Origin of the sequence: Nocardioides potassii (genome assembly GCF_021648885.1) — a bacterium.
Taxonomy (GTDB): Bacteria; Actinomycetota; Actinomycetes; order Propionibacteriales; family Nocardioidaceae; genus Nocardioides; species Nocardioides potassii.
Genome location: NZ_JAKJHZ010000010.1, coordinates 76,168 through 102,560, shown reverse-complemented (window position 1 = coordinate 102,560; position 26,393 = coordinate 76,168). Strand labels below are relative to the sequence as shown.

The 26,393-nt window shown below is 73.0% G+C and carries 30 protein-coding genes; 18 read left to right on the top strand and 12 right to left on the bottom strand.

The window, feature by feature from the left end:
- Window positions 1-43 precede the first annotated feature (43 nt).
- Complete coding sequence (locus L2K70_RS16710) at window positions 44-1,030, top strand: helix-turn-helix transcriptional regulator (RefSeq protein WP_236403836.1); 987 nt, start codon at window positions 44-46, stop codon at window positions 1,028-1,030.
- Here L2K70_RS16710 and L2K70_RS16705 read toward each other — a convergent pair.
- The 3 genes from L2K70_RS16705 to L2K70_RS16695 are packed head-to-tail and all read right to left on the bottom strand — an operon-like array spanning window position 1,005 to window position 3,072.
- Window positions 1,005-2,216 (bottom strand): glycoside hydrolase family 16 protein, encoded by a 1,212-nt coding sequence (locus tag L2K70_RS16705; protein WP_236403831.1) that lies wholly within the window; start codon window positions 2,214-2,216, stop codon window positions 1,005-1,007. The genes L2K70_RS16710 and L2K70_RS16705 overlap by 26 nt on opposite strands.
- 44 nt (window positions 2,217-2,260) lie before the next feature.
- The gene (locus L2K70_RS16700) at window positions 2,261-2,617 is read right to left on the bottom strand and encodes a DNA polymerase ligase N-terminal domain-containing protein (RefSeq protein WP_236403829.1); all 357 of its coding nucleotides are present in this window, start codon (window positions 2,615-2,617) and stop codon (window positions 2,261-2,263) included.
- Window positions 2,618-2,637: 20 nt separating this feature from the next.
- Window positions 2,638-3,072: a MarR family winged helix-turn-helix transcriptional regulator gene (locus L2K70_RS16695; protein WP_303645870.1), complete on the bottom strand. Its 435-nt coding sequence runs from the start codon at window positions 3,070-3,072 to the stop codon at window positions 2,638-2,640.
- A gap of 91 nt (window positions 3,073-3,163) precedes the next feature.
- Here L2K70_RS16695 and L2K70_RS16690 point away from each other — a divergent pair, with 91 nt between their 5' ends.
- From L2K70_RS16690 to L2K70_RS16675, 4 genes are read left to right on the top strand one after another with little or no spacing between them, the layout of a single operon-like run.
- Window positions 3,164-3,673 carry a sigma factor gene (locus L2K70_RS16690; protein WP_236403826.1) on the top strand — a complete coding sequence of 170 codons (510 nt, stop codon included), beginning with the start codon at window positions 3,164-3,166 and terminating at the stop codon, window positions 3,671-3,673.
- A gap of 34 nt (window positions 3,674-3,707) precedes the next feature.
- Window positions 3,708-5,273 (top strand): peptide chain release factor 3, encoded by a 1,566-nt coding sequence (locus L2K70_RS16685; RefSeq protein ID WP_236403823.1) that lies wholly within the window; start codon window positions 3,708-3,710, stop codon window positions 5,271-5,273.
- 35 nt (window positions 5,274-5,308) lie between these two features.
- Complete coding sequence (locus L2K70_RS21765) at window positions 5,309-6,010, top strand: ANTAR domain-containing protein (protein ID WP_236403820.1); 702 nt, start codon at window positions 5,309-5,311, stop codon at window positions 6,008-6,010.
- Between the two features lie 28 nt (window positions 6,011-6,038).
- Window positions 6,039-7,499: a protein adenylyltransferase SelO gene (locus L2K70_RS16675; protein ID WP_236403818.1), complete on the top strand. Its 1,461-nt coding sequence runs from the start codon at window positions 6,039-6,041 to the stop codon at window positions 7,497-7,499.
- 31 nt (window positions 7,500-7,530) lie between these two features.
- On the opposite strand, the gene L2K70_RS16670 is transcribed toward L2K70_RS16675, so the two are convergent.
- Both L2K70_RS16670 and L2K70_RS21760 read right to left on the bottom strand, forming a co-directional pair.
- The gene (locus tag L2K70_RS16670; protein ID WP_236403815.1) at window positions 7,531-7,992 is read right to left on the bottom strand and encodes a hypothetical protein; all 462 of its coding nucleotides are present in this window, start codon (window positions 7,990-7,992) and stop codon (window positions 7,531-7,533) included.
- A complete protein-coding gene (locus tag L2K70_RS21760) occupies window positions 7,992-10,517 on the bottom strand; it encodes a molybdopterin oxidoreductase family protein (protein ID WP_236403812.1) in 2,526 nt (841 codons plus the stop codon). The genes L2K70_RS16670 and L2K70_RS21760 overlap by 1 nt, the downstream gene beginning before the upstream one ends.
- A gap of 149 nt (window positions 10,518-10,666) precedes the next feature.
- Here L2K70_RS21760 and L2K70_RS16660 point away from each other — a divergent pair, with 149 nt between their 5' ends.
- Complete coding sequence (locus L2K70_RS16660; RefSeq protein WP_236403807.1) at window positions 10,667-10,966, top strand: helix-turn-helix domain-containing protein; 300 nt, start codon at window positions 10,667-10,669, stop codon at window positions 10,964-10,966.
- Here L2K70_RS16660 and L2K70_RS16655 read toward each other — a convergent pair.
- The 3 genes from L2K70_RS16655 to L2K70_RS16645 form a co-directional block, all read right to left on the bottom strand.
- Window positions 10,963-11,580 carry a ClpP family protease gene (locus L2K70_RS16655; protein ID WP_308195842.1) on the bottom strand — a complete coding sequence of 206 codons (618 nt, stop codon included), beginning with the start codon at window positions 11,578-11,580 and terminating at the stop codon, window positions 10,963-10,965. The two genes, L2K70_RS16660 and L2K70_RS16655, sit on opposite strands and share 4 nt — an antisense overlap.
- Window positions 11,577-12,191, bottom strand: coding sequence for a ClpP family protease (locus L2K70_RS16650; protein WP_236403806.1), 615 nt, complete (start codon window positions 12,189-12,191; stop codon window positions 11,577-11,579). Before L2K70_RS16650 ends, L2K70_RS16655 begins: the two co-directional genes overlap by 4 nt.
- 127 nt (window positions 12,192-12,318) lie before the next feature.
- Window positions 12,319-13,926: an amidohydrolase gene (locus L2K70_RS16645; RefSeq protein WP_308195841.1), complete on the bottom strand. Its 1,608-nt coding sequence runs from the start codon at window positions 13,924-13,926 to the stop codon at window positions 12,319-12,321.
- Window positions 13,927-14,008: 82 nt separating this feature from the next.
- On the opposite strand from L2K70_RS16645, the gene L2K70_RS16640 reads away from it, so the two are divergent.
- A complete protein-coding gene (locus tag L2K70_RS16640) occupies window positions 14,009-14,302 on the top strand; it encodes a hypothetical protein (RefSeq protein WP_236403804.1) in 294 nt (97 codons plus the stop codon).
- A gap of 4 nt (window positions 14,303-14,306) precedes the next feature.
- Here the strand turns inward: L2K70_RS16640 and L2K70_RS16635 are convergent, their stop codons facing one another.
- A complete protein-coding gene (locus L2K70_RS16635) occupies window positions 14,307-14,681 on the bottom strand; it encodes a DUF2256 and DUF3253 domain-containing protein (RefSeq protein ID WP_236403801.1) in 375 nt (124 codons plus the stop codon).
- Window positions 14,682-14,804: 123 nt separating this feature from the next.
- Between L2K70_RS16635 and L2K70_RS16630 the strand changes: the two genes are divergently transcribed.
- Window positions 14,805-15,797, top strand: coding sequence for a zinc-binding dehydrogenase (locus L2K70_RS16630; RefSeq protein WP_236403798.1), 993 nt, complete (start codon window positions 14,805-14,807; stop codon window positions 15,795-15,797).
- Between the two features lie 12 nt (window positions 15,798-15,809).
- Here the strand turns inward: L2K70_RS16630 and L2K70_RS16625 are convergent, their stop codons facing one another.
- Entirely contained in the window at window positions 15,810-16,133 is a 324-nt protein-coding gene (locus L2K70_RS16625) for a putative quinol monooxygenase (protein ID WP_236403793.1), read from the bottom strand.
- A 96-nt stretch (window positions 16,134-16,229) separates the two neighbouring features.
- Here L2K70_RS16625 and L2K70_RS16620 point away from each other — a divergent pair, with 96 nt between their 5' ends.
- From L2K70_RS16620 to L2K70_RS16605, 4 genes are read left to right on the top strand one after another with little or no spacing between them, the layout of a single operon-like run.
- Window positions 16,230-17,264 (top strand): acyl-CoA dehydrogenase family protein, encoded by a 1,035-nt coding sequence (locus tag L2K70_RS16620; RefSeq protein ID WP_236403790.1) that lies wholly within the window; start codon window positions 16,230-16,232, stop codon window positions 17,262-17,264.
- The gene (locus L2K70_RS16615; RefSeq protein WP_236403787.1) at window positions 17,258-18,577 is read left to right on the top strand and encodes a PIG-L family deacetylase; all 1,320 of its coding nucleotides are present in this window, start codon (window positions 17,258-17,260) and stop codon (window positions 18,575-18,577) included. The genes L2K70_RS16620 and L2K70_RS16615 overlap by 7 nt, the downstream gene beginning before the upstream one ends.
- Window positions 18,578-18,585: 8 nt before the next feature.
- Complete coding sequence (locus L2K70_RS16610) at window positions 18,586-19,263, top strand: glycosyltransferase family 2 protein (protein WP_236403781.1); 678 nt, start codon at window positions 18,586-18,588, stop codon at window positions 19,261-19,263.
- A 48-nt stretch (window positions 19,264-19,311) separates the two neighbouring features.
- Complete coding sequence (locus L2K70_RS16605) at window positions 19,312-20,310, top strand: 5'-3' exonuclease H3TH domain-containing protein (protein WP_236403778.1); 999 nt, start codon at window positions 19,312-19,314, stop codon at window positions 20,308-20,310.
- Window positions 20,311-20,313: 3 nt separating this feature from the next.
- On the opposite strand, the gene L2K70_RS16600 is transcribed toward L2K70_RS16605, so the two are convergent.
- On the bottom strand, window positions 20,314-20,589 hold the full coding sequence (locus L2K70_RS16600) for a MerR family transcriptional regulator (protein WP_236403775.1): 276 nt from the start codon (window positions 20,587-20,589) through the stop codon (window positions 20,314-20,316).
- Between the two features lie 127 nt (window positions 20,590-20,716).
- Here L2K70_RS16600 and L2K70_RS16595 point away from each other — a divergent pair, with 127 nt between their 5' ends.
- The gene (locus L2K70_RS16595) at window positions 20,717-21,148 is read left to right on the top strand and encodes an Hsp20/alpha crystallin family protein (protein ID WP_236403771.1); all 432 of its coding nucleotides are present in this window, start codon (window positions 20,717-20,719) and stop codon (window positions 21,146-21,148) included.
- Window positions 21,149-21,228: 80 nt separating this feature from the next.
- Here L2K70_RS16595 and L2K70_RS16590 read toward each other — a convergent pair whose 3' ends face one another.
- On the bottom strand, window positions 21,229-21,825 hold the full coding sequence (locus L2K70_RS16590; protein WP_236403769.1) for a DUF6198 family protein: 597 nt from the start codon (window positions 21,823-21,825) through the stop codon (window positions 21,229-21,231).
- Between the two features lie 99 nt (window positions 21,826-21,924).
- Between L2K70_RS16590 and L2K70_RS16585 the strand changes: the two genes are divergently transcribed.
- The 5 genes from L2K70_RS16585 (at window position 21,925) to L2K70_RS16565 (ending at window position 26,381) form a co-directional block, all read left to right on the top strand.
- Entirely contained in the window at window positions 21,925-22,221 is a 297-nt protein-coding gene (locus L2K70_RS16585) for a hypothetical protein (protein WP_236403756.1), read from the top strand.
- 88 nt (window positions 22,222-22,309) lie between these two features.
- On the top strand, window positions 22,310-24,334 hold the full coding sequence (locus L2K70_RS16580; RefSeq protein ID WP_236403753.1) for a PhoX family protein: 2,025 nt from the start codon (window positions 22,310-22,312) through the stop codon (window positions 24,332-24,334).
- Between the two features lie 19 nt (window positions 24,335-24,353).
- On the top strand, window positions 24,354-25,127 hold the full coding sequence (locus L2K70_RS16575; protein ID WP_236403741.1) for a ceramidase domain-containing protein: 774 nt from the start codon (window positions 24,354-24,356) through the stop codon (window positions 25,125-25,127).
- A gap of 169 nt (window positions 25,128-25,296) precedes the next feature.
- Window positions 25,297-26,214 carry a ferritin-like domain-containing protein gene (locus L2K70_RS16570; protein ID WP_236403734.1) on the top strand — a complete coding sequence of 306 codons (918 nt, stop codon included), beginning with the start codon at window positions 25,297-25,299 and terminating at the stop codon, window positions 26,212-26,214.
- Window positions 26,211-26,381 (top strand): hypothetical protein, encoded by a 171-nt coding sequence (locus L2K70_RS16565; protein WP_236403731.1) that lies wholly within the window; start codon window positions 26,211-26,213, stop codon window positions 26,379-26,381. Before L2K70_RS16570 ends, L2K70_RS16565 begins: the two co-directional genes overlap by 4 nt.
- Window positions 26,382-26,393: the final 12 nt, after the last annotated feature.

Here is a 26,393-nt window from a genome sequence, read left to right as displayed (position 1 = left end):
GAGTAGGTCAGTTCCTGTCCTCCACTTCACCTAATCTCGTGGCATGACCACGACGTCACGGCTGCTGCAGCTCCTCTCGCTCCTGCAGGCGCGGCGGGACTGGCCGGGGACCGCTCTCGCGGAGCGGCTCGAGGTCAGCGCGCGGACCGTGCGGCGCGACGTCGAGCGGCTGCGCGAGCTCGGCTACACGATCCACACCACGATGGGTCCCGACGGCGGCTACCGGCTCGGCGCGGGCGAGGAGCTCCCGCCCCTCCTGTTCGACGACGACCAGGCCGTGGCCGTGGCGGTCGCGCTGCAGACGGCGCCGGCGTCGGGCGTCGGGATCGCAGAGGGCGCGATCCGCGCCCTCGCCACCATCCGCCAGGTCATGCCCTCGCGCCTGCGCCACCGGCTCGATGCCCTCGACGTGACAGCGATCGCCGGCACACCGGGAGCGTCGGCGATGTCGGTCTCCCCCGACGTGCTGATGTCCCTCGCTGCCGCGATCCGCGACCGCGAGGTGATGCGGTTCGACTACGCCGCCCGCGACGCGTCCGCCGACGATCCGGTCTCGCCACCGCGGCGCGTCGAGCCCCACCACGTCGTCACGTCGTCCGGACGCTGGTACCTCCTCGGCTGGGACCTCGACCGCGAGGACTGGCGCCTCTTCAGCGCCGACCGGATCACCCCGCGCACCCCGACCGGACCGCGGTTCGACCCGCGCGAGGTGCCGGGAGGAGACGTGCACGAGTTCGCCTCGGCACGCTTCAAGGGCCGCGACGTCAACGAGTGGCCGTGCCGAGGCACCGTCGTGCTCGACCTGCCGGCCCGCGAGGTCCTGCCGTTCGCCGGCGACGGCGTCGTCCGCCGGGTCGATGACGACCGCTGCATCCTCGAGGCCGGCTCGTGGTCGTGGGGATCGCTGGCCGCCTCGCTCGGACGCTTCGAGGTCGGAATCGAGGTCCTCGAGCCGCCCGAGCTGGCTGAGGCCTTCGGCGTCCTCGCCGAGCGCTACGCGGCCGTCAGCCGCCGGTCTCCCACACCCTGACCCAGTCGACGTACATGTGCTGGGGCAGTCGGCGCGCCGTGATCTTCGGGATCTCGTAGTCGGCGGCGATCAGGCTCAGGATCGGGAACTGCCGGACCGCCGAGACGTTGCCCCGCATCCGCACCGTCTCCTTGCCGTCGATGCGGAAGACGAGCGTCGTGGGCGTCCACTCGACCGAGAAGACGTGGTAGTTGCGCGACCAGCCGTCGCGCCGGCTGCGGAGGTACGACGACGAGTCGGGGACCCAGCCGCCCGCCGAGACCCGGCGGCGGCCGTCGTAGCGGTGCGTGAAGGTCGCGAGGCCGCCCTGCGGGTGCCGGTCGCCGAAGTACTCCACGACGTCGATCTCGCTGCCGAGGGCGCCGGGGTACATCCCGCCGGTCGGCTGCAGCCAGAAGGCGCCGTGCTGGCCGCGCAGCCGGTGGAACTTCACGCGCGCTGCGGCGACGCCGTACCGGAAGCCGAACGAGCCCTCCGTGCCGACGTGGCCGTTGAGGCGGTAGGCGTAGCGGCCGGGGGCGGCGTCGCGGCCGCGGATCCGGCAGGTGCCGGTGGCGTCGGGGTCGCGGATCACGCTCAGCCGCAGCGCGCCGTCGGCGACCCGGACCGCCCGCGGGTCGCCCTTCGAGCAGGAGCGGCGGTTGGAGTGCACGTAGTCGCGGCCGCGGTGGTTCCACGCCTCGCGGAGCTGGGTGCCGGAGAACTCGTCGGTCCACGTGGGCTCCTGCCACCGCTCCGTGCTGACCGGCAGGCTCGCGACGGCCGCCAGGCCACCCCACCGACGGGCCCTGATGCGGTACGTCAGCGGCTCGCCGCCGGGCGACTCCGCAACGGCCGCCACCTGGACCCGTCCGCGGGCGTCCTGGCGCGCCGTGGTGACGGGGAGCCAGGCCTCGCCGTCCCGCACCTGCAGCTGGACGGGCCGACCGATGCGGACCGGCTTCATGGTCGCGGTGAGCGCCGCCTTCGCCGCGTCCGCGCTCGCGACGCCGGCGCCGTGCTGGACGATCTGGGGCAGCGCCTCGAGCCGTACGCGCTGGCGTGACGTCACGTGCACGGAGACGTTGGTCGGCCCGTCGGCGGCGACGGACGCGGAGGGCTCGTCGGCGGACGTCGGTGTGCTCCATCCCACGAGCGAGGCGGAGAGGGCGAGCGCGAGGACCGCGGACAGGCGACGGGCAGACATGCGCCTGTGACGTCGGCAGCGCGGCTTTGGTTGTCGAGTCCCCGTCAGGACCGGGGCTGGTCCTTGGTGAGGTGCAGCAACCACTGCGACCCGCCGGTGTGGATGAGCGCGTAGCGGCGGGTGCCGGTCCTACCGTGCAGCGCGAACAGGAGCCGGCGCTCGCTGCGGTCCAGCTCCTCCCACGTCCCCTCGTCGGCGATCGACTTGTGCTCGTCCTTGAAGTCGACGTGGTCGAGGTCGTGGTCGTCGACCGCGATCGCGAGCCGGTCGTGGCCGGTGTCGTCCGGCATCCCCTTCGGCACCGCCCAGCTCCGCAGCACGCCGTCCTCCTCCAGCCGCAGGTCGAAGTGTGGGCTGGGCCTGCGATGGTCGTGCAGCACGAACCGCGGGGCGGACGTCACCGGTGCACCGTACCGGCGGACTACGTCGAGACGCGGGCGGTGAGGGTCCGCAGCGTCTGCTGCAGCTCCTCGAACTCCTGCTTGTCGAGCCCCAGCTGCTCCACCATGTCGCAGTGGATGCGCTCGGCGTGCGAGCGCAGCGACTCGCCCTTCGTCGTCAGCGAGACCACGACGTAGCGCTCGTCGACGTCGTCGCGACGCCGTTCGACCAGACCGCCCGCCTCCATCCGCTTGAGCAGCGGGGTGAGGGTCCCGTGGTCGAGGCGCAGCTGCGCGGCGAGGTCCCGCACGGTGCAGCTCTCGTGCTCCCACAGGACGACGAGGACGAGGTACTGCGGATAGGTGATCCCGAGCTCGGTGAGCACCGGCCGGTACGCCGCGGTGACCGCGCGAGAGGCGGCGTAGAGGTCGAAGCACAGCTGCTGGTCGAGCGGCGGTGCCTCGGTGGTCCTCATGCCCCCATTCTGCCCCACGATCCGATACCTTGCACACAAGTGGTTTGTGCACGAGGCATGATGCCGCAGCGGGGAGCTTGGGAGGGCACCTGTGGTCGGAGGTACGACGACGCGAGACGACGCGCGTCCGGGTCGGGAGCAGCTGCTGCTCCTGACCGCACGCGGCGACGTCGGCGCCTTCACCGCGCTCTACGACGAGCTGGCCCCCAAGGTCTTCGGCCTCGTGTCGTGCCTGACCCCCGACCGGGCCACCGCCGAGACCGTCACCCGCGACGCGTTCCTCGAGGTCTGGCGTCGCGCACCGTCGTACGACGCCACCACGGCGAGCGCATCGGCCTGGGTCATCTCGATCGCCCACCGCCGCGCGACGCGGTCGCGGCGAGAGTCCCCGGCCAGCGCGCCGGCGTCGGCGGGGCGCGCGGTGGAGGCGCGGTTGCGCGCAGCGGGGGCCTCCGCCGTGGAGGCCCATGCCGTGCGCCGCGCCTGGTCCGACGGCCTCGACCACCGGAGCATCGACGTGCAGGTCTACGGAGGGGCCCCCGCGGCGCAGCTGATCGCCGACGGGCTGCGGACGCTGGCAGTCGCAGGCGTCCGGCGATGAGTGCCGGCAGCCGCCAGGCCGGTAGATTCGGGCGGTGCCCGACGCCCGCCCCCGCCGTACGTTCGCCGTCATCAGCCACCCCGACGCCGGCAAGTCGACGCTCACGGAGGCGCTCGCGCTGCACGCGCGAGTGATCACCGAGGCGGGCGCGGTCCACGGCAAGGGCGACCGCCGCGCGACGGTGTCGGACTGGATGGCGATGGAGAAGGCCCGCGGCATCTCGATCACCTCCGCCGCACTGCAGTTCGTCTACCGCGACCACGTCATCAACCTCGTCGACACCCCGGGCCACAGCGACTTCTCCGAGGACACCTACCGCGTGCTGTCGGCCGTCGACTCCGCCGTGATGCTCGTCGACGCCGGCAAGGGCCTCGAGCCGCAGACCCTCAAGCTCTTCAAGGTCTGCGCGCTGCGCGGCATCCCGGTCATGACGGTGATCAACAAGTGGGACCGCCCCGGCCTCTCCGCGCTCGAGCTGATGGACCTGATCCAGGAGAAGATCGGCCTGCGCCCCACTCCCCTGACCTGGCCGGTCGGCGAGGCGGGCGACTTCCGCGGCGTCCTCGACCGCAGGACCGGCGAGTTCGTGAAGTACACCCGCACGGCCGGCGGTGCGACGCGCGCCCCCGAGCGTCGGATGTCGTCCGACGAGGTGGAGGAGGACGACGTACCTCTCTGGGAGGCGGCCGTCGAGGAGCACGAGCTGCTCACGCTGGACGAGGCCGACCACGACCAGGCGCGTTTCCTGGCCGGCGAGACCACGCCCGTCATGTTCGCCTCGGCGCTGCAGAACTTCGGCGTCGCGCAGCTGCTCGACCTGCTGCTCGACATCGCCCCGGACCCGAGCCCGACCGAGGGCGTCGACGGGTCGGTGCGCGACGTGGACGACGACTTCAGCGCGTTCGTCTTCAAGGTGCAGTCGGGCATGAACAACCAGCACCGCGACCGGCTCGCCTACGCCCGCGTCGTCTCCGGCACCTTCGAGCGCGGCATGGTCGTCACGCACGCCGGCACCGGCAAGCCGTTCGCCACGAAGTTCGCCCAGTCCGTCTTCGGCCGCGACACCACGGTCGTCGAGACCGCCGAGCCCGGTGACATCGTCGGCTTCGTCAACGCCCAGGCGCTGCGCGTCGGGGACACGGTCTACGTCGGCGATGCGATCGAGTACCCGCCGGTCCCGAGCTTCGCACCGGAGCACTTCGTCACCGCGAGCGCGGGCGACATCGGCCGCTACAAGCAGTTCCGGCGCGGCATCGAGCAGCTCGACCAGGAGGGGGTGGTCCAGGTGCTCCGCTCGGACCTGCGCGGCGACCAGAACCCCGTCCTCGCTGCCGTCGGCCCGATGCAGTTCGAGGTCGTCGAGGACCGCATGACCAATGAGTTCAACTCGCCGATCCGGTTCTCGCGGCTCGACTACCAGGTCGCCCGGCGCACCGACGCCGACGGCGCGAACGCGCTGAAGGGGATGCGCGGCGTCGAGGTCCTCGAGCGCAGCGACGGCACCCACATGGCGCTCTTCGTCGACCAGTGGCGCGCGATGGTCACCGCCCGCGACAACCCGGAGATCATGCTCGAGGAGCTGCCCGCCGGGGGTGCGTGAGGCATGACGCCGCAGGCAGTCGGGTAAGGACTGGCGTGGAGCCGATCCCAGAGACCCTGCGAGCGATCGACGAGCTGGACGTCGTCCTCGGCGAGCACACCCTCCTCGACCAGCTGCGCGCCACAGCCGACCGCGCCCGGCAGGTGGCGCCCGGGCTGGTCGGCGTGAGCATCGCCTCACGCCGGGAGGGCATCACGTTCACGCTCGTGGCGACCGACGAGCAGATCGCGGCGCTCGACGCCGTGCAGTACGTCGCCAGCGGACCGTGCGTCGACGCGATGGACATGGGCCACGGCATCGCGACGTCGGCCGAGGGCCTGCTGGACGAGGACCGGTGGCAGGAGTTCGCCCGCGCGAGCGCGGCGCACGGGGTGCAGAGCACCCTCACGCTGCCCGTGATCAAGGACGAGGAGGTCGTCGCGACGGTCAACCTCTACGGTCGGGCCGCCGACACCTTCGTGGGTGTCCACAAGGCTCTCGCCGAGGTCTTCGACGCCTGGGCCCCGGGCGTGGTGGCCAACGCCGACCTCTCGTTCACCACCAGGACAGCCGCGCAGCGGGCCCCCGCGGACCTGCGCGCGCTCGCCCGGGTCGAGGCAGCGACGGGCATCGTGGCCGCGCGCAACGGGATCTCGGTGGCCGAGGCACGCCGGCGGCTGGACGACGCGGCGCTCCGCGCCGACGTGCCGGTGGTGGAGCTCGCGATCGTCATCATCGACCTCCACCACACGGACTGACCCACTCACCCCGCGTATCCTCGAAGGAGTGAATCCGCCCGTGTCGACGTCCGCGTCCACCACGACCAGCCTCGGCAGCCGCTACGCGACCGAGCTTCCCGACCTCGCGCTCCCCTGGCAGGCCGCCGAGACGCCCGAGCCGCGGCTGCTCCTGCTCAACAAGGCGCTCGCCGCCGACCTCGGGCTCGACCCCGCGTGGCTGCACACCGACGAGGGCATCGGGATGCTCACCGGGACCGTTGTCCCGCCCGGCGCGACGCCCGTGGCACAGGCCTATGCCGGGCACCAGTTCGGTGGCTACTCACCCCGCCTCGGCGACGGCCGTGCGCTGCTGATGGGCGAGGTGACCGGGCCAGGCGGTGAGTTGCGCGACCTGCACCTCAAGGGCTCCGGACGCACGCCGTTCTCCCGCGGCGGCGACGGCTTCGCCGCGGTCGGACCGATGCTGCGCGAGTACGTCGTGAGCGAGGCCATGAACGCCCTCGGGATCCCGACCACGCGCTCGCTCGCCGTCGTCGCGACCGGTCGGCCCGTACGCCGCGAGGCCGTCCTGCCCGGTGCGGTGCTGGCCCGGGTCGCGAGCAGCCACCTGCGGGTCGGGACCTTCCAGTACGCCCGCTCCACCGGCGACACCGACCTGCTGCGCCGCCTCGCCGACCACGCGATCGCGCGGCACCATCCCGCCGCCGCGGACGCCGAGACGCCGTACGTCGCGTTCTTCGAGTCGGTCATGCAGGCGCAGGCGGAGCTGGTCGCGCAGTGGATGCTGATCGGCTTCGTCCACGGCGTGATGAACACCGACAACATGACGATCTCCGGCGAGACCATCGACTACGGCCCGTGCGCCTTCATCGACGCCTTCGACCCGGCCACCGTCTTCAGCTCGATCGACGAGCAGGGGCGCTACGCGTTCGGCAACCAGCCGATCGTCGCGGGGTGGAACCTCGCCCGCTTCGCCGAGTCGATCCTGCCGCTGCTCGCCGACACCGAGGAGGCGGCGGTCGAGGTCGCGACCGCGTCCCTGCAGACGTTCCGCGACCGCTACTCCGCGGCCTGGACGGCCGGGATGCACGCCAAGCTCGGTGTCGCGCACGCCCCGGAGGAGCTGGTGTCCGACCTCGTCGCGCTCATGCGGGACAACCACGTCGACCACACGTCGTTCTTCCGCGGCCTCGGCGCCGCGGCCCGCGGTGACCTCGAGCCCGCCCGCGCCCTCGTCCTCGACCTCGCTGCCTTCGACGCGTGGAGCGAGCGCTGGCTCGCGCTCTCCCCCGACGCCGACGCGATGGACCGGGTCAACCCGGCCTACGTGCCGCGCAACCACCTCGTCGAGCAGGCCCTCACGGCCGCGACCAGCGGCGACCTCGGCCCCGTCGAGCGGCTGCTCGAGGTGCTCGCGGCGCCGTACGACGTACGCCCCGGGCTCGAGGACTACGCCGAGCCCGCGCCGGACTCCTTCGGTCGCTACACCACCTTCTGCGGCACCTGACCGCGGCATCCACGCGCAGCCCAGGACGCACCTAGGGCGCGACGATCAGTGCCTGCGGCGCCGCGACCTTGATCCGGGTGCCGAGCCACGTGATCTGCCGGGCGGTCTGCTCGCCCGCCTCCTGCGCGACCCGCAGCAGCTCGGGGTCACGGAGGCCCTGCGCCCCCTGCGCGACGACCATCCAGGTCGTCTGGACGAGGCTGGCGAGGACGTGGAGGTCCTGCAGGTCGCGGAGCAGCCCGATCTCGCCCGGCCGTGCCTCGGCGAGGCCGGCGGCGTGGAGGCGGTCGGGCTCGTCGACCTCGGCCTCGCCGTAGCGCTCGACGACGGGTGCCAGCGCCGTCCGGTGCTCGTCGGACCAGCCGGCGAGCATGCCGCAGGTGTGGAAGACGTCGGCGACGTCGGCGTGGCCCTCACCGATCGCTCGGAACGAGTCCGCGAGGGTCTCCTCGCTGCGGTCGGCGAGGCCGAGGTAGGTGGTGAGGTGCGGCATCACGAGTCTCCTTGCGCGGGGTCGAGCGGGTAGGTCGGCGTCTCCGCCAGCACCTGGCTGGTCGTGGGGCCGCCCCCGGCCGTCGGGCGTGGTCGGCGTCGGGAAGGGCCGGCCGGCGCGGACGCGGCGGTCGTAGGCGCCGGCGCGGGGCCGTCGCCGTCACGCAGCCGGGTCACCTGGCAGGCGGCGGTCTTGAAGGTCGGTTGCTTCGAGACCGGGTCCCACACCGTCATGGTGAGCTCGTTGGCGAGCCGGTGCCCGGCGTCCGGGGCCGCGTCGGCGTCCGGCTGCCAGTGGCCGTAGTGGAACGGAGCGAAGACCGCGCCGGGCATGACCTGGCCGACGCGGGCCCGCACCTCGATCGCGCCGCGCGGCGACTCCACGCGGACCCAGTCACCCTCCTCGATCCCGCGCTCCGCCGCGTCGTGCGCCGACAGCTCGACCCACGCGTCCGGTGCCGCTCGGTCGAGGTCGCGCGATCGCCCGGTCTTCGTGCGGGTGTGGAAGTGATAGACCGTGCGACCGGTCGTGTAGAGCAGCGGGAAGTCGTCGGACGGCAGCTCGTGCGGGGGCGAGTACGCCGCTCCCTTGAGGAAGGCCCGCCCGGCAGGTGCCGACGCCCGGTGCTCGGCCTCCGACACCGTGCCGCCGGTCGCGAGGTCGTGGCCGTAGGTCTCGCAGACGTCCGTGTCGGTCGGGAAGACCGCGTCGGCGTAGAGCCGGTCGGTGCCGTCCGGGTGCTCGTCGTTGACCGGCCACGGGATGCCGCTCGGCCCGCGCAGCTTCTCGTAGGACAGACCGGTGTAGTCGACGGGGCGCCCGGCCGTCACCGCGGCCCAGGCGTCGAACACCTCCTCGGAGGTCCGCCAGCTGATCAGCGGCTGTCCCGACTGGTTCGTGAAACCCATGCGGTCGGCGTACATCAGGAAGATGTCGAGGTCGCTGCGAGCCTCGCCGGGCGGCTCGACGGCCTGCTCGGACAGGTGGACCGTGCGGTTGACGTTGGTGAAGCAGCCGGTCTTCTCGCCCCAGCCGGCTGCCGGGAGCACGACGTCGGCGAGCTCGGCGGTCTCGGTGAGGAAGAGGTCCTGCACGACGACGAAGCACTGGTCGCCCTGGAGGATCCTCCGGATCCGTGCGGCCTCGGGCATCGACACTGCGGGGTTGGTCGCCGAGATCCAGAGAAACCCGATCGAGCCGGTCTCGGCGTAGGAGAAGATCTGCATCGCGTGCGTCGGCGGCGCCCAGTGCGGGATGACCATCGGGTCGACGTCCCACGCCTCGGCAAGCTGCTTCACGTGCGCCTCGTTGTCCCAGTTGCGGAAGCCCGGCAGGTCCCCGTCTGCCCCGCACTCGCGGTTGTTCTGCGCAGTGGGCTGGCCGTTCATCTGCAGGATGCCCGCGCCGGGACGGCCGATCATCCCGCGCAGCAGGTGGAGGTTGTTGACGGCGACGGAGGCCGCGGTCGCCTGGTGTGACTGGTAGAAGCCCTGCAGGACCGTGGACAGCACGGACCCGCTCTCGCCGAAGATCCGCGCCGCGCGCCGTACGTCGTCCGCGTCGACGCCGCACACCGTCGCGACGCGCTCAGGGGTGAAGGGGGCGACGACCTCCCGCAGGTCGTCGACGCCGAGGGTGTGGGCGGCGACCCAGTCGTCGTCCACCCAGCCGTGCTCGAACAGCTCGCGGGTCAGGCCGTTCATCAGCGCGAGGTTGGTGCCGACGCGGGGCGCGAGGTGCACGCCGCCGGTCCGCTCGGCCTCCCGCGCGACCAGCGTGCGCCGCGGGTCGACGCAGACGACGACGGGCGGGTCGTCGCCGCGGGTGCGGTCGAGGATGCGCGCCCAGAGCACGGTCTGGGTCTCGGGCATGTTGTGGCCGTAGAGGAAGACCGCGTCGCAGTGCTCGATGTCGGTGTACGACCCGGGCTGGCCGTCGGCGCCGAACGACTCCTTGAAGGCGGCCGCGGCGGTGGCGGTGCACAGCCGGGTGTTGCCGTCCATGTGGGGCGTCCCGATGCCGGCCTTCCCGATGACGGCCAGCGCGTAGTACTCCTCGAGGAAGAGCTGTCCCGAGGTGTAGAAGCCGTGGCTCAGCGGCCCCTTCTCGTCCAGCAGCGCCCGCGACCGCTCGACGATGCGGCCCATCGCGGTCTCCCAGTCGCTCTCGACGAGGCGCCCGCCCTGTCGCACGAGGGGCGTGGTCAGCCGGTCCCCTGCGCTGGCCCAGCGCGTGGAGCCGTACAGCCCCTTGGGTCCGAGGCGGCCGTGGTTGACGACGTCGGTCGCGCGCCCGCGGACGCCGACCATCGCGCCGGCCTTGACGGCGATGTCGACCCCGCAGCCGTTGCTGCAGAGCAGGCACGCCGACTGCACCCAGCGCTCGACGTCGGACTCCTCGACACCCGGGTCGAGGTACTGGTCCACCCGGGCCGGCCACACCGTGCCCTTCGCGTGCGGCGTACGGGTGCCGTGGATGTCGGCGACCCGGTCGACCTGCTGGTCCGGCTGGAACTGCTCGGGCACGTGCTCCTCCTCCGGTCATCCCCCGTGAGGCATGGCGTCGGACAGGCGCCGTCACTGGCAGTACCCGGGTGGGCCGATCTCACGCGCCAGCGTTCTGCTGTGAGCGGAACGGCGGGCCACCGCCGACCGACCATGGCTAGATTCGGCCCATGGGCGAGATCGTGCGGTTCCCGAGCCAGGCTCCCTCCCGCTCCGAGGGGGCGCCCGAGCCCCTGTGGCGCGAGCTCGTCGGCGAGGAGCTGCACCGCGAGCGATCGGCGCGGGGTGAGCGGCTGAAGGACGTGGCCGGGCGGGCCGGCGTCTCGATCCAGTACCTCTCCGAGGTCGAGCGCGGCCTCAAGGACCCCTCCTCGGAGATGCTCCAGGCGATCGCCGGCGCGCTCGACCTCAGCGTCCGCGAGCTCGCCACCCGTACGGCACGCCCGCAGACGCTGGCCCTGGCTGCCTAACCCCGCGCGGCCGGCACCTGGTCGCGCAGCACCGTGTCGACGATCCCGTAGTCGACGGCGGCCGTGCCCGGCAGCACGAGGGTGCGGTCGGTGTCCTGGCGGATCTGCTCGGGCGTACGACCGGTGTGCTGGGCCAGCACCTCCTCGAGCTCGAGCCGGACCCGGGCGACCTCGTCGGCCTCGAGGATCAGGTCGGGGATGGTCCCGCGGCCCTGGGTCGCGGGCTGGTGCAGGACCACCCGGCCGTGGGGCAGGATCGCGCGGCTGCCCGGCGCTCCCCCGGCGAGCAGGACCGCGGCCGTCCAGGCCGCCTGCCCGACGCAGACCGTCTCGACGCGTGGCTTCACGAACTGCATCGCGTCGTAGATCGCCAGCATCGCCGAGATCGAGCCGCCGGGCGAGTTGATGTAGAGGCTCATCGGCAGCTCGGGGTTCTCCGACGACAGGTGGAGCAGCTGGGCGATGACCGCGTTGGCGACGCCGTCGTCGATCTCGGTGCCGAGGTAGACGATCCGCTCCGAGAGCAGCCGGGAGTAGAGGTCGAGGGTGCGCTCGCCGCGCGGCGTCGACTGGACGACGTACGGGATCGTGTAGCTGCTCATCTCGTAGGTCATCGCACACCTGCCAGGCCGACGGGGCGCTGCGACGCCGGGGTCACGTGGTCGACCGAGGTGATCACCTGGTCGACGAAGCCGTACGCCAGCGCGTCCTCGGCGCTGAACCACCGGTCGCGCCGCGAGTCGCGCTCGACCGTGTCGCGGTCCTGGCCGGTGTGCCCGGCGATCAGCCCGAGCACCGTGTCGCGGGTGCGGCGCAGGTCCTCGGCCTGGATCTCGATGTCGACGGCCGTGCCGCCGATGCCGGCCGAGCCTTGGTGGAGCAGCACGCGGGAGTGCGGGAGGGCGTACCGCTTGCCGGGGGTGCCCGCGGACAGCAGGAACTGGCCGGCGCTCGCTGCCATCCCCATCGCCAGCGTGCTGACGTCGTTGGGGATCAGCCGCATCACGTCGTGGATGGCGAGCATGGCCGAGACCGAGCCGCCGGGCGAGTTGATCCAGAGGCTGATGTCGGCGCGCGGGTCCTCGGCGGACAGCAGGAGCAGCTGGTGCATCAGCCGGTTGCCGTTGCCCTCCCGCAGCTCCTCGCCGAGCACGATGATGCGTTGGTGCATGAGGCGGCGGACCAGCTCGTCCTCGATGCGTTCTGACGTGGGTTGGATGCTCATGCGCCGACCATTGCGCGCCACGACGGGCCACCACAGGGCGTTCTGCCGCGGGCGGATCCGCGGAGGGCGGACCGCCGCTGGTCGAGGAGGTCGCGCAGCGACCGTCACGAGACCCCCTCGGGAGCAGTCAGGCCTCGTACACGCACTCCCCGTCGATCCACGTCGACCGGACGCGGGCCGCACCGATCTCCTCGGGCGTCTCGAACGGGTCTCGGTCGAGCACCACGAGGTCGGCGACGGCACCCGGCACGATCCTGCCGGCGTCGTCGCGGTGGTTCACCCACGCTGACCCGCTCGTGTACGCCGCGAACGCCACCTCGAGGTCGAGCGCCTGCTCGGGCAGGAACGGGACCGTGCCGGCCGGCGCGGGTTCGTCGTACGCCGTCCGGTGCACCGCGACGTGGATCGCCGCGAGCGGGTCCGGGGTGCTGACCGGCCAGTCGCTGCCGGCGACCAGCCGGGCGCCGGTGCGGTGCAGGTCGCCGAAGGGGTACTGCCGCGCCGCCCGCTCCTCGCCGAGGAACGGGATCGTCAGCTCGGTCATCTGGTCGTCGAGGCACGCCCACAGCGCCTGGATGTTGGCAGCGACACCGAGCCCGCCGAAACGGGCGACGTCGTCGGGGTGCACGAGCTGGAGGTGGGCGATGTGGTGGCGGCGGGCGGGGTCCGTGCCCTCGAAGGCGTCGAGCGCCTCGCGGACGCCGCGGTCGCCGAGGCCGTGGACATGGACCTGGAAGCCGAGGCGGTCGAGCTCGCGGACGTGCCCGCGCAGCGCCTGGGGGTCCACGAACGACAGGCCCGAGTTCGTGGTGGCGTGCCCGCACCGGTCGAGGTAGGGCTCCACCAGGGCGGCCGTGCCGTTCTCCGCGACCCCGTCCTGCATGACCTTGACAGCGGTCGCGGCGAAGCGGCCGCGCGACCAGTCCCCACGCCGCGCCAGGAGGTCGTCGACCTGCTCGGCGCCGCGGTCGCGCTCCCACCACAACGCCCCGACGACCGCGCTGAGGAGGTCGCCGCGGGCGGCGGCACGGGCGTACGTCGACCCGTTGTCGCGGATGCCGGCGTAGGCGCCGACGATCGCGTCCTGCCAGCTGGTGACGCCGAGCGAGTGCAGGTGGCGCTGCCCCTCGAGCAGCCCGGCGTACAACTCGTCGTCGTCGGCGGCCGGGAGCACGGCGGCCAGCAGCCCCATCGCGCCCTCGTGCAGCATGCCGGTCGGGACTCCCGACGCGTCGCGCTCGAGGTGGCCGTCGGCGGGGTCGTCGGTCGCGGCGGTGATGCCGGCGAGCTCGAGCGCGCGGGAGCTGACCCACATGCCGTGGTGGTCGCGGTTGACCAGGGCGATCGCGCGCCCCGGCACGACCTCGTCGAGCTCGGCCGCGGTCGGCAGGCCGCCCGGGAAGGCGGCCATCGCCCAGCCACCGCCCTGGATCCACTCGAGCCCGGGATGGGCGTGCGCGTAGTCGGCGACGTGACGCAGGTAGGCGTCGCGGTCGACCGGGAGCGCGCTGAGGTCGCAGGCCAGGCGCTCGAGACCACCCTGCACGGGGTGGACGTGGGCGTCGGTGAAGCCCGGCAGCAGCAGGCCCCCGTCCACGTCGACGACGCTCGCGCCGACAGGCGCGTCCTGCCCGACGGAGACGATCCGGCCGTCGGCGACGACCACGTCCCCGACGCGACCGCGGTGGGTGGTGCCGTCGAAGACGGCGGCGTTGCGGAAGACCGTCGTGCTCACGCGCACATCCTGCACCCTGGCGCAGCCCGGGGCTCGGCGTCGGGGAGCCGAGGGGCTGGGCGGCCCGGGCTAGCGTCGAGGCATGGGCGAGGACCGGCTGCGACGTTCGGTCGACGCCGCCATGCTCCCGATCGTCGCCTCGCTCGCTCCGGCCGGTGTCGTCTCGGCGCACTGGCTGCCCGACCGCGCGGGCGAGCCGGTCGTGTGGCTGCGCGTGCGGGACGAGGCGGCGCGCGTCGCCGTGGAGTCGTACGCCTGGGTGCTGCCGCAGGTGCAGATCATCCTGACCCGGCTCGACGTACCGCCCGAGATGGTGCTGCGGCTCCGGATCGAGGTCACCTCCGCCGAGGCCGAGGACCGGTTGTTCGAGGGCTGACCCGTCACACCTTGCGGATCCGGATTGCACCCTTGGCCGTCGACGGGTCGACGACCTTGCCGCCCTGCGTGATGACCACCTCGCCGCGGTCGACCAGCCGCCGCGCTGCGCGCCGGGCCGGCTCCATCAGGCCGCGCCAGGTCTCCTCGTCGTCGCCGCCGACGGCACGTGCCGCGTCGGACGGGCAGATCGTCGACGTACGGGCGCGCTGGGCGAGCAGGTCGAGGATCGTCGCCTCGAGCCGGCGGTCGACGTCGTTCACACCGCGCTTGCGGCAGGCCGTCGAGCAGTAGCGCACCTGGTCCCAGTCGCGCTCCCACTTCTTGCGCCACTCGATGGTGCGCCCGCAGGACTGGCAGGTCTTCGGCTCCGGTGCCATGCGCCCAGTGTGCCGAGCACGTCCACACGGTCGTCTGCACGGACTGTGACCTCGCACCCATCGGGGCCCGGACCGGCATACGCGACGCCCGCGGCGGGTTGGTGACGACGTACCCCGCAGTCGATGGAAGGCATCAGCATGCGCGCACTCGTCCAGCCCCGGTTCGGCGACCCGGCCGAGGTCCTCGCGGTCCAGGACGTCCCGGACCCCGAGCCCGGTCCCGGCCAGGCGCTCGTGCGCGTGCTGCTGTCCCCGATCCACAACCACGACCTCTGGACGGTGCGTGGCAGCTACGGCTTCAAGCCCGATATGCCCGCCCGCGCCGGCACCGAGGCCGTCGGCGTGGTCGAGGCGCTCGGCGAGGGCGTCGACCACCTCCAGGTGGGCCAGCGGGTCGCGACCGGCGGCTCGTTCGGCGCGTGGGCCGAGCTCATCGTGGCTCCCGCCAAGGGCCTGGTCCCGGTGCCGGACGCGATCTCCGACGAGGCGGCGGCCCAGCTGGTGTCGATGCCGTTCAGCGCCATCGCGCTGCTCGACTTCCTCGAGGTGTCCGAGGGCGACTGGATCGTGCAGAACGCCGCCAACGGTGCAGTCGGACGGCTCGTCGCCCAGCTCGCGGCAGCCAGAGGCGTACGCGTCCTCGGGCTGGTACGCCGGGGCGACGGTGTGGCCGAGCTGGCCGAGCAGGGCATCGGCGACGTGGTCGCCACCGACGACGACGGCTGGCGCGACCGGGTCCGCGGGATCGTCGGCGACGCCCCGATCGTGGCCGGCGTGGACTCGGTCGGCGGCGCGGCCGCCGGCGACGTGGTGTCGCTGCTCGCAGAGGACGGCGTGCTCGTCGTCTTCGGGGCGATGGCCTCCCCCACCCTCGAGATCTCCTCGGGCGACGTGATCTTCAAGCAGGTCACGGTCAAGGGGTTCTGGGGCAGCAAGGTCTTCCCCGCGATGGACAACGAGAAGCGCGCCCGGCTGATGGGCGAGCTCGTCTCCGGCATCGCGTCCGGCACGCTGACCCTGCCGGTCGAGAAGGTCTACGGCCTCGACGAGATCTCCGACGCGGCGCGCGCCAGCGCCGAGCCCGGCCGCCGCGGCAAGATCCTGCTGCGTCCCTGACCAGGGGCGGGGTCAGTCGACCTTCATCTCCCCCAGCTCGCTCCAGTCGTCCTGCTCGACGCTCTGGCTGACGATCTTCGGGGTCGCCGCGAGGTAGGGCGGCAGCTCGGCCTGCGCGGCCCTGAAGTGGTCCGACGAGACGTGGGCGCCACCGGCGTCGCCGTCGCGGAAGGCCTCGACCAGGACGTACTCGTGCGGGTCGTCGAGGCTCCGCGACCAGTCGAACCACAGGCAGCCGTCCTCGGCCCGCGTGGCCTCGGTGAACGACCTCGAGATCTGCGGCCAGTCGTCGGCGTGCTCGGGCTTGACCTGGAACTTCGCGGTGATGAAGATCAACGGCTTCTCCTCGGATGGGTGGACGGTCGACGTCGAGGCTAGCGACCCGCCCTTCGGAGGTGACCGGCCCGCCGCGGACCGCCCTAGCGTCCTCGCATGCCTGACCGCGGACCCGTCGTGCTCGCCGACCCGACCGAGGACGAGCAGGACGAGCTGCAGGACCTCGTGGACCGTGCGGTCGAGACCGGCCCCGACGTGTCCGGTGCGCTGGACCTCGCGCGCGAGATCGGCGAGGCGCTCCCGACCCCGGGCTCGGGACGGACCGCGCACCTGTGGTCGGCCCTCGCGAGCGTCGCGGCCGTCGACCTGACGATCGCCCGCACGATCGAACCGCACCTCGACGCCCTCGCGATCCTCGAGCAGGCCGGCCTCTCCCCCGAGCCCGGCACGTGGGGCGTCTTCGCCGCCGAGGGCCCCGGCGAGCCGTTGCGAGCCTCGCGACCGGACGAGGCGTTCGTCCTCGACGGCCGTAAGCACTGGTGCTCCCTCGGCGGCGTGCTCGACCACGCGCTGGTCAGCGCGTGGGTCGGCGAGGAGCGCCAGCTCTTCGCCGTCGACCTTCGCCAGGACGGCGCCACCGCCGTGGCGGGCACCTGGGTGGCGCGCGGACTGACGGCCGTCGACTCCGGGCCGATCGACTTCTCCGGCGCGATGGCGTACGCCGTGGGCGAGCCGGGGTGGTACCTCGAGCGGCCCGGCTTCGCGTGGGGCGGCATCGGCGTCGCGGCGGTCTGGTACGGCGGCGCGGTCGGTGTCGCCCGCCGCATGGTGCGCGCCGCCGGCACCCGCCTGCCCGACCAGGTCGCCCTGATGCACCTCGGCGCCGTCGACTCGGCGCTGCACGCGGCGGGCTGCGTGCTCACCCGGGCGGCGTACGACGTCGACGCGGGCCGGCTCGGTGGTGCCGACGGCTGGCGCGCCGCGCTGCGGGTGCGCGAGGTCGTCGCGAACGCGGCCGAGACCGCCCTGTCGCGCGCCGCCCACGCGCTGGGGCCCGGGCCGCTCGCGACCGACGAGGACCACGCCCGACGCGTGGCGGACCTCGAGCTCTACCTGCGCCAGTGGCACGCTGAGCGCGACCAGGCGGCGCTCGGCGAGCAGCTGCTCCAGCACGGCGCGCGCGGATGGTGAGCGCCCCGGACTTCCGCCACGACCGGGCGGGCACGCCGCCGAGCGCGTGGGACGCGACCGTGGCCGCCCTGCCCGTGCTCACGCTGCCGACCAGCCGGCGCCGGATCGTGGTTGCCGGCGCCCACCCCGACGACGAGACGCTCGGCGCCGGTGGCCTGATCCGTGCCGCGGCGACCTCCGGCCGGCAGGTGCAGGTCGTCACCGCGACGGCTGGCGAGGGGTCCCACCCCCACTCGCCCACCCGGACGCCGGACGAGCTCGCCGGGATGCGGCGCACCGAGCTCCGGACGGCGATCGCCGCGCTCGCCCCCGACGCCGACGTGCGCTGCCTGGACCTGCCGGACGGGGACGTGGCGGCCCACGTCGAGGCGGTCGTCGCCGCCCTCGTCGAGGCCATCGGCACGAGCGGCGACGAGGTGGTCCTGTGCGCCCCGTGGCGCGGCGACGGCCATCCCGACCACGAGGCGGTCGGACAGGCGGCCGCGATCGCCGCGGCGCGCGCGGACGCGCTGCTGCTGGAGTACCCGATCTGGCTGTGGCACTGGGCGCAGCCGGGCGCCCTTCCGGCCGCGGCGTCCCGGCTGGCACTCGAGACCGACGACCTCGCCGCGAAGCGGTCGGCCGTGGCAGCCCACCGGAGCCAGGTCCGGCCGCTGTCACCCGCACCCGGTGACGAGGTGATGCTCGGCCCCGACCTGCTCGCCCACTTCGACCGCCCCGCCGAGGTCTTCCTCCACCCTCCGGCCGGGGAGGACAGCGGCGACGACGCCCTCGACCGGGTGCACCGCGACGACCCCGACCCCTGGCAGGTCGACTCCCCCTACGAGCGGCGCAAGCGCGCGGTGACGCTCGCGAGCCTGACCCGTGAGCGGTACGGCGACGCGCTCGAGGTCGGCTGCTCGGTCGGCGCCCTGGCCGTCGACCTCGCGGCGCGCTGCGACCACCTGCTCGCCGTCGACGACAGCCCGGCGGCGCTCGAGATCGCCCGCCGGCGTACGTCCGACGTCCCCCACGTCGAGCTGCGGGGGGCGCGCGTGCCGCGGCAGTGGCCGGAGGGACGGCGCGACCTGGTCTGCATCTCCGAGGTCGGCTACTTCCTCAGCCCGCGGGAGCTCGGGGCCGTGGTCGACCTGGCGTTCGGCTCGCTCACCGAGGACGGCGAGGTCCTGCTCTGCCACTGGCGCCACCAGCCCGTGGGCTGGCCGCTGGCCGGACCGGCGGTGCACGACGCGTTCCTCGCCACCGGTGCGCCCGTCCTCGTCGAGCACCAGGAGCCCGACTTCCTGCTCCACGTCCTGGGACGGCCGTCCTGATCACCTCCGTGGCCGTGGTCGTCCCGGCGCGCGACGAGGAGCAGCTCCTGCCGGCGTGCCTCGACGCCGTGGCGCGCGCCCAGCAGGCGCTCCGGTCGGCGCACCCCGCCGTGCTCACGCGCACCTTCGTCGTGCTGGACGCGTGCCAGGACGACACCGCCGGGGTCGTCGCCGCCCGGCCCGAGGTGGCGGCCCTGCCCAGCCGTGCCGGCAACGTCGGCGCCGCCCGCGCCCTCGGGGTCGAGGCCGCCGCACGGTGGGCGGGCGGGCACGCCGGCCGGCTCTGGGTGGCGGGCACGGACGCCGACTCCGTCGTACCGGAGCACTGGCTCGTCGCGCAGGTGGACATGGCCGCGCTCGGGCGCGAGGTCGTCATCGGGACGGTGGTCCCCGACCCCGCGGACCTGCCGGCCGACCTGATGGAGGCATGGCACGCCGCGCACGACCCCGGCGACGGCCACCCCCACGTCCACGGCGCCAACCTCGGCTTCTCGCTCGACGCCTACGTGCGGGTCGGCGGCTACGCCCCGCTGCCGGTGCACGAGGACGTCGAGCTGGTCACCGCGATGCAGGAGGCCGGCCTCGACTGGGTGGCCACCGGCGCGATCCCGGTGACGACCTCGGGACGTCGGTCGGCCCGGGCGCCGCTCGGCTTCGCGACCTACCTCGACGGTCTCGGCGCCTGAGCCCACGAGTCGGCGTCGGTGCCGCCGACTAGGCTGGCGCCGAACGCCATGACCACCCGCTCCCCGTCCCGCGCCCGCCGCCTGCTCCTCGTCGTCGACGCGCCGTCGCTGCTGCACCGCAACCACCACGCGCGCGCCCACACGATGCTGCGCGACCGGCAGGGCCGGCCGATCTGGGCGCTCCACGGGATGCTGCGCCAGATCCTCGAGTCGATCGACTCCTTCGCCCCGGACGCCGTGGTCTTCGGGCTGGACGACCGCACGTCGTCGGTGCGCCGCGAGGTCTACCCCGACTACAAGGCCGGGCGCGCGCAGAAGGACCCCGAGCTCGTCGACCAGCTCGACCGCGCGGCCGCCCTCCTCGACGCGCTCGGCCTCCACACGGTCACCCCGGCCGGGCTCGAGGCCGACGACGTCAACGCGTCGGGCGCCACCTGGGCCGAGGCCAACGGGTGGGACTGCGTGATCATCACCTCCGACCGCGACGCCTTCGCCCACATCAGCCCCCACACGCAGGTGCTGCGCCTCATCGACGGGGGCATCCACGGCTCGCCGATGCTCAACCCGGCCCGCCTGTTCAACATGTACGGCGTCCGCGCGAGCAACTACCTCGCCTTCGCCGCCCTTCGCGGCGACTCCAGCGACAACCTCCCCGGCGTGCAGGGCATCGGCGAGAAGACCGCCGCCGTCCTGCTCGACGTGGCCGGGTCGATGGACGCCGTCTGGGCAGACATCGACCACAACGGTGGCCAAGCGCTCCTCGGGGCCTTCGACGACTGGGCGACCGAGACCGGCGGCCGCCGCGTCGGCCCGACCGTCGTACGACGCCTGATGGCGGACGGCGCCCGTGAGCGCTACGACTTCAACGTGCGGATGATGTCGGGCCGTCACGACCTCGACCTCGGCCTCACCCCGGACGTCCCCGGCTCCCCGGGGTTGCTGCCGCTCGACGTCGACCGGGTGACCAACGTCGTGCGGTTCCTCGACAACGACTTCACCACCGACTTCGCGGTGCGCGTGCTGACCAGCCTGCCCGCCTCCCGCTGAGCCTCACCCCCGGTCCGCGAGCTCCTCCCGCAGCGAGGCCACCTCGTCCTCGAGCGCCAGCACGCGGGCGATCCCCGCGAGGTTGAGCCCGTCGGCCAGCAGGTCGCGGATCCGCTCCAGCCGGTCGACGTCGTCGGGGCTGTAGAGCCGGGTGCCGCCGTCCGTGCGGTCCGGGGTCAGCAGGCCGCGGCGCTCGTAGACACGCAGGTTCTGGATCTCCATCGACACCATCGAGGCGGCCACCGAGATGGCGTACACGCCTCGCGCCCTGTCGGCCATCGGCCCTCCTCGGATCGGGTGTCGGTGGACTTGATTCTGCCTGCTCGTCTGAGTATAAGAAATGTGTAACAGCAAATACACGTCGTGGATCGACCGACGATCCACCCGGCCGAACCAGGAGGAGACGATGTTGCTTCGAACCACCGACCCGTTCCGTGATCTCGACCGCCTGACCCAGCAGCTCATGGGCACCACCAACCGTCCCGCGGTGATGCCGATGGACGCGTGGCGCGAGGGCGACCGCTTCGTCATCGAGTTCGACCTGCCGGGCGTCAACGCCGACAGCATCGACCTCGACGTCGAGCGCAACGTGCTGACCGTCCGTGCCGAGCGCGTGGCGCGCAACGGCGACTGGGAGCCGCTGGCGTCCGAGCGTCCTCGTGGCGCCTTCAGCCGCCAGCTGGTGCTCGGCGACAACCTCGACCTCGAGCGGATCGAGGCGGGCTACAGCGACGGTGTGCTGCGGCTCGTCGTACCGGTCGCGGAGAAGGCGAAGCCGCGCAAGATCGAGATCAAGGGAGCCAGCGGGGCCGGCCAGCACGCCGAGCTGACCAGCTGATCCGGCCGGCTGACGTCCAGTCCCCCCGCCACGGCCGCGGGACCGCAGCCCTCGCGCAGTGAGCTGCGGCCCCGCGGCCGCTACGCGTCCGCCTGCTGGTGGAGGTCCAGCCGCAGCAGACGCGCCGTGAGGTCCACCGCGGGACCGAGGAGGAGGATCACCGCGAGCGTCCCGACCCCGATGGTCGCGCCCATCAGCCACCCGCCGAGCGCGCCGCCACCCTGGACCACGCTGTAGCTCCATCGGAACGCGACGGGCGGGTCCCACGCGAGCGCTGCCGCCTCGGCCGGGCCGGCGCCGGTGTGGCTGCCGAGGTAGAGCGCGATCCCGACGGCCAGCACCGGGAACGCTGCCACGAGCAGCACGGCGCGCCCCGCCAGGCTGTCGGGCGTCGCGACGAGGTCGAGCACGAGACCGACCACCACCCCGACGAGGACGACCTGCACGACCGTGCCCACCCCTGGCCGTACGTGGCGCAGCGCGGCCAGCACCACCAGCACGGCGCCGACGATCGCGTTGGCGATCCAGAACTCGAGCCCGGACGTGAGGGAGATGCCGTTGACGAAGGTCGAGTAGCCGTCGGAACCGAGGTCGGCGGCCAGCAGCATCGCGACCCCGCTCCCCAGGACGACGCACCCGACGAGGAGCATCGCCGTACGGCGCGGGCTGGGGATCACAGCGCCAGCATCTCAGCCGCCTGCGGTCGACCCGCTCCCGGGCATGCGGGCGTCCGGGAGGGGAACAGGGACGCCGTGACCCAGCGAGAGGACGACCGGATGACCACCTCGGACGACGAGCAGGACGCCCTGGCGGCGGAGGAGCGCGAGTCCACGCCCAACGCCTCCGGCCCCGCGGGCGCCGCTGGTGGCAGCGGGTCCAGCAGCGAGTGGGTCGGGCACGCCGGCCCGGGCCAGGTCGGCGCCGACGGAACCCGCGACACGTCGGTCGTCGACACCCCGGACGACGCCCCACCGGAGCAGAGCGAGGGCGGCGTGGAGCCGAACCCCGACGACGTCGAGCCCAAGGCGGGCTACCCCAGCCTCCACCCCCAGCACGACGACAAGCCCTACTGAGAGGCCGTACCGACAGGTCGGCCGACGTTCACCCGTCGGCCACCTGCCGGACCCTCGTACGGCGACCAGCGGGGCGAGGGTCGGGCCCATGACCTCACGCCTCGACCTCCGCCTGCTCCCGATGTCCGGCAAGACCCACGGCAACCGCAGCGCCGTCACCTGTCACCTGCGCTGCGGCGACGCCTGCTCGAAGGCCGCCCCCAACACGACCGAGACGTCGTACTTCCGCGACGTCGCCACCGCGGCCCTCAGCCGCCGCTCCGTCGTCGGCACCGGCCTGACCGTCGCCGCCATCGCCGCCGTGAGCTCGAGCCCGCTGGCCGCCGCCGCGGCCGAGGGTCCGAAGCCCGGCAAGGGCGGGAACGGCGCGCCCGGGACGCTCCCGTTCGCGCCGATCGCTGCCGTCCCCACCACCGTCGACACGGTCACCGTGCCCAGCGGCTACCGCTGGGACCCGATCCTGCGGTGGGGTGACCCGATCCTCCCCGGTGCGCCGGCGTTCGACGGCGCCCACCAGTCGCCCGAGGCGCAGGCCGGCCAGTTCGGCTACAACAACGACTACCTCGACATCATCGAGACCAACCGCGCCGGCACCCGCGCGCTGCTCGTGTGCAACCACGAGTACACGAACGAGAACATCATGTTCCCGCCCGGCACCCCCGCCGAGACCGTCATCCGCACGGTCTGGGCCGCGCACGGCATGTCGGTGGTCGAGCTCGAGCGCCGCAAGCGTGGCGACGTGTGGACGTACGTCCCGGGCGCGCCCCTCAACCGCCGGATCACGCTCGACACGGTCTTCGCGCTCGACGGACCGGCCGCCGGGTCCGAGCTCCTCAGGACGGTGGCCGACCCGACCGGTACGACGGTGCGCGGCACGATGAACAACTGCTCGGGCGGCACGACCCCGTGGGGAACGGTGCTCTCCGGCGAGGAGAACTTCAACCAGTACTTCAGGGCGACCGGCGGCACCGGGACGGCGGAGGGACGCTACGGCCTCGCGTCCAGCGGTGACACCCGCAACTGGCGCTCGGTCGACCCGCGGTGGGACGCCACGACGGCGGACTACAAGAACGAGCCCAACCGCTTCGGCTGGATCGTCGAGATCGACCCCACCGACCCGACGTCCACCCCGGTCAAGCACACCGCGATGGGCCGCTTCAAGCACGAGGGCGCCAACGTCATCGTCAACGGCGACGGCCACGTCGTGGCCTACATGGGTGACGACGAGCGCTTCGACTACGTCTACCGCTTCGTCTCCCGCGACGCGATGCGGCCCGGCAGCAGCGCGAAGGCGCGCAAGCACAACCTCCAGCTCCTCAGCAACGGCGACCTCTCGGTGGCGCGCTTCACCGGCGACGGCCTCGGCGACGGCGTCAGCGACGGCACCGGCGAGTGGATCCCGCTGACCGTGGACGGCGAGTCCGTCGTGCCCGGCTTCACCACCGAGCAGGTGCTGGTCTACACGCGCCTCGCCGCCGACGCGGTGAAGCCGACGAAGATGGACCGCCCGGAGGACGTCGAGCCGAGCCTGCACAACGGCCGGATCTACGTCGCGTGCACCAACAACACGTCCCGCACGGCCCTCCAGGTCGACGAGCCCAACCCGCGCCCGGCCAACAAGGACGGCCACGTCGTCGAGATCATCGAGGACGGCGGCGACCACACGTCGGCCACCTTCACCTGGAACCTGTTCCTGGTCTGCGGCGACGAGGCGTCGGCAGGCCGCTACTTCGGCGGCTGGACCGGCCCGGTGTCACCCATCTCCTGCCCCGACAACGTCGCGTTCGACAGCGTCGGCAACCTGTGGGTCTCCACCGACGGGCAGCCCAGCGCGATCAAGAAGAGCGACGGCCTGTTCAAGGTGCCGGTCGAGGGTCCCGAGCGCGGGCACGTGCAGCAGTTCCTCGCCGTGCCGGCGGGCGCCGAGACGTGCGGCCCGGTCGTCCGGGACCGCGACGACTCGGTGTTCGTCGCCGTCCAGCACCCCGGTGAGGACGGCTCGTGGGCGGCCCCGCAGTCGCGCTTCCCCGACTTCGTCCCCGCAGGCAGCACGCCGTCCCCCGGGCAGTTCGCCGGACCGCGCCCCACCGTGGTGCAGGTGACCCGCAGCTGAGGATCCCTACGATCGGCGCATGACCCGGCCCGTCGCCACCGCCTCGGCGGTGGCGGCGGGCTCGGTGTGCCTGCTGGTCCTGGCGGTCGGCCAGGGCTGGCTCGGACCGGACGTCGGGCGTGGGGCGAGCTTCTGCGAGGCCGCTCGAGGCAGCCTGGTCCGCCAACCGGCGAACACGTTCTCCAACGTCGGCTTCGTGGTGGCAGGGCTCCTCGTCGCCCGCCGGGCCGGCCGCCTCCCCGACGACGCCGTCATGTCCCGCACCGTCGCCACCTTCTTCGCGTGCGTCGTCGTCCTCCTCGGACCCGGCTCGGCCGCGATGCACGCCACCCAGAGCGAGTGGGGCGGGCACCTCGACATGCTCAGCATGTACCTCGTCGCGGGCTTCGCCGCCGCGTGGGCCGGGGTGCGCTGGACGCGGGCCGGCACGACCGCCCTCGTGACGTCGTACGTCGCCTGCGTCACCGCCTGCGAGGTCGCGGGCCGGTGGCCCGACCCGGTCCCCGTCGTGCACCACGCCGGCAACCTCGCCTTCGGTGTCCTGCTGCTCACTGCGGTCGTCCTGGAGACGCTCGTGTGGCGCCGCGTCGAGACCGCGATCGTGTTCCGCCACGGCGTCGTCGCACTCGCCGCCGTGCTTGTCGCCTTCACGATCTGGCTGCTCAGCAACGCCGGCTGGTGCGACCCGCGCTCGCTGCTGCAAGGTCACGCCGCCTGGCACCTGCTGTGCGCCGTGTCGGCGTACTGGCTGTTCCGGATGTACGCCTCGGAGCGCACGTCGCGACAGGCCTAGCCGTTCACCCCGGCGGGTGGTCCCGGTCACATTCGAACCGCATCCGGACCAATCCGTCCTCACCTGCCGCCCCGAAGCCCGTCGGTCAGACCAGCCGGGCTCGAGTCCCGGCGGGGCCGCCAGAGGCTTGGCGACCTTGGCAACAGCGACATCCCTGAATGGAGAACGCATGTTCGGCAAGGCAGTAGTCAAGGACATGATCAACCGGAGCGCGGAGAACGAGACCGACCGCCGCCTCTTCCTCAAGTCGGCCGGCGTGGCCGGTCTCGGCGTCGTCGGCGCCGGTGCGCTCGGCGGACTCGCCTCCGCACCGGCCGAGGCGGCCGGGGTCAGCGACGGCGCCGTCCTCAACTTCGCGCTCAACCTCGAGTACCTCGAGGCCGAGTTCTACTCGTACGCCTTCCACGGCCACGGGCTGCCCGACAGCCTCACCGGCGGCAAGGGCAACAAGGGTGGCGTCACCGGCGGCCGGCAGGTCAACTTCCAGTCGAAGTCGATCTACAACTACGCCAAGGAGATCGCCTGGGACGAGCTCCACCACGTGAAGTTCCTCCGCACCGCCCTCGGCGGCGCCAAGGTCTCGCGTCCGGCGATCGACCTGCAGAACAGCTTCACCGCCGCTGCGACCGCGGCCGGGCTCATCCAGCCGGGCCAGACCTTCGACCCGTTCGCCAACGAGAACAACTTCCTGCTGGCGGCGTTCCTCTTCGAGGACGTGGGCGTCACGGCCTACAAGGGCGCCTCGCCGCTCATCTCGAACAAGACCTACCTCGAGGCGGCTGCCGGCATCCTGGCCGTGGAGGCCTACCACGCCGGCCTCATCCGCTCGCAGCTGTGGGACCGCGGCCTGCAGGACGCGGCTCGCGCCATCTCCAACGCGCGCGACAGCCTCGACGGCAAGTCCAACCGGGACCAGGGCATCGGCAAGGCCGACACGGCGAACATCCAGCCGACCGACAAGAACGGCATCGCCTTCAGCCGCACGCCCGGCCAGGTGCTCAACGTCGTCTACCTGAACCCGAAGTCGGTCACCAAGGGCGGGTTCTTCCCCAAGGGCGTCAACGGCGCCGTCTTCCAGAGCGCGTGATCGACGTGTCTGCGATGGAGATCGTCGGGATGCTGCTGCTGGCTGCCGTGGTGCTGCGCGCCGCGTGGCTGGTCACCCACCCCGCCGCGCACCACGCCGTCCTGCGGCCCGCCCACTGGGCGGACCAGGTCGACCGCGCGATGCACACCACCCAGCACCGCGCGTGACCGCTCCCGGTG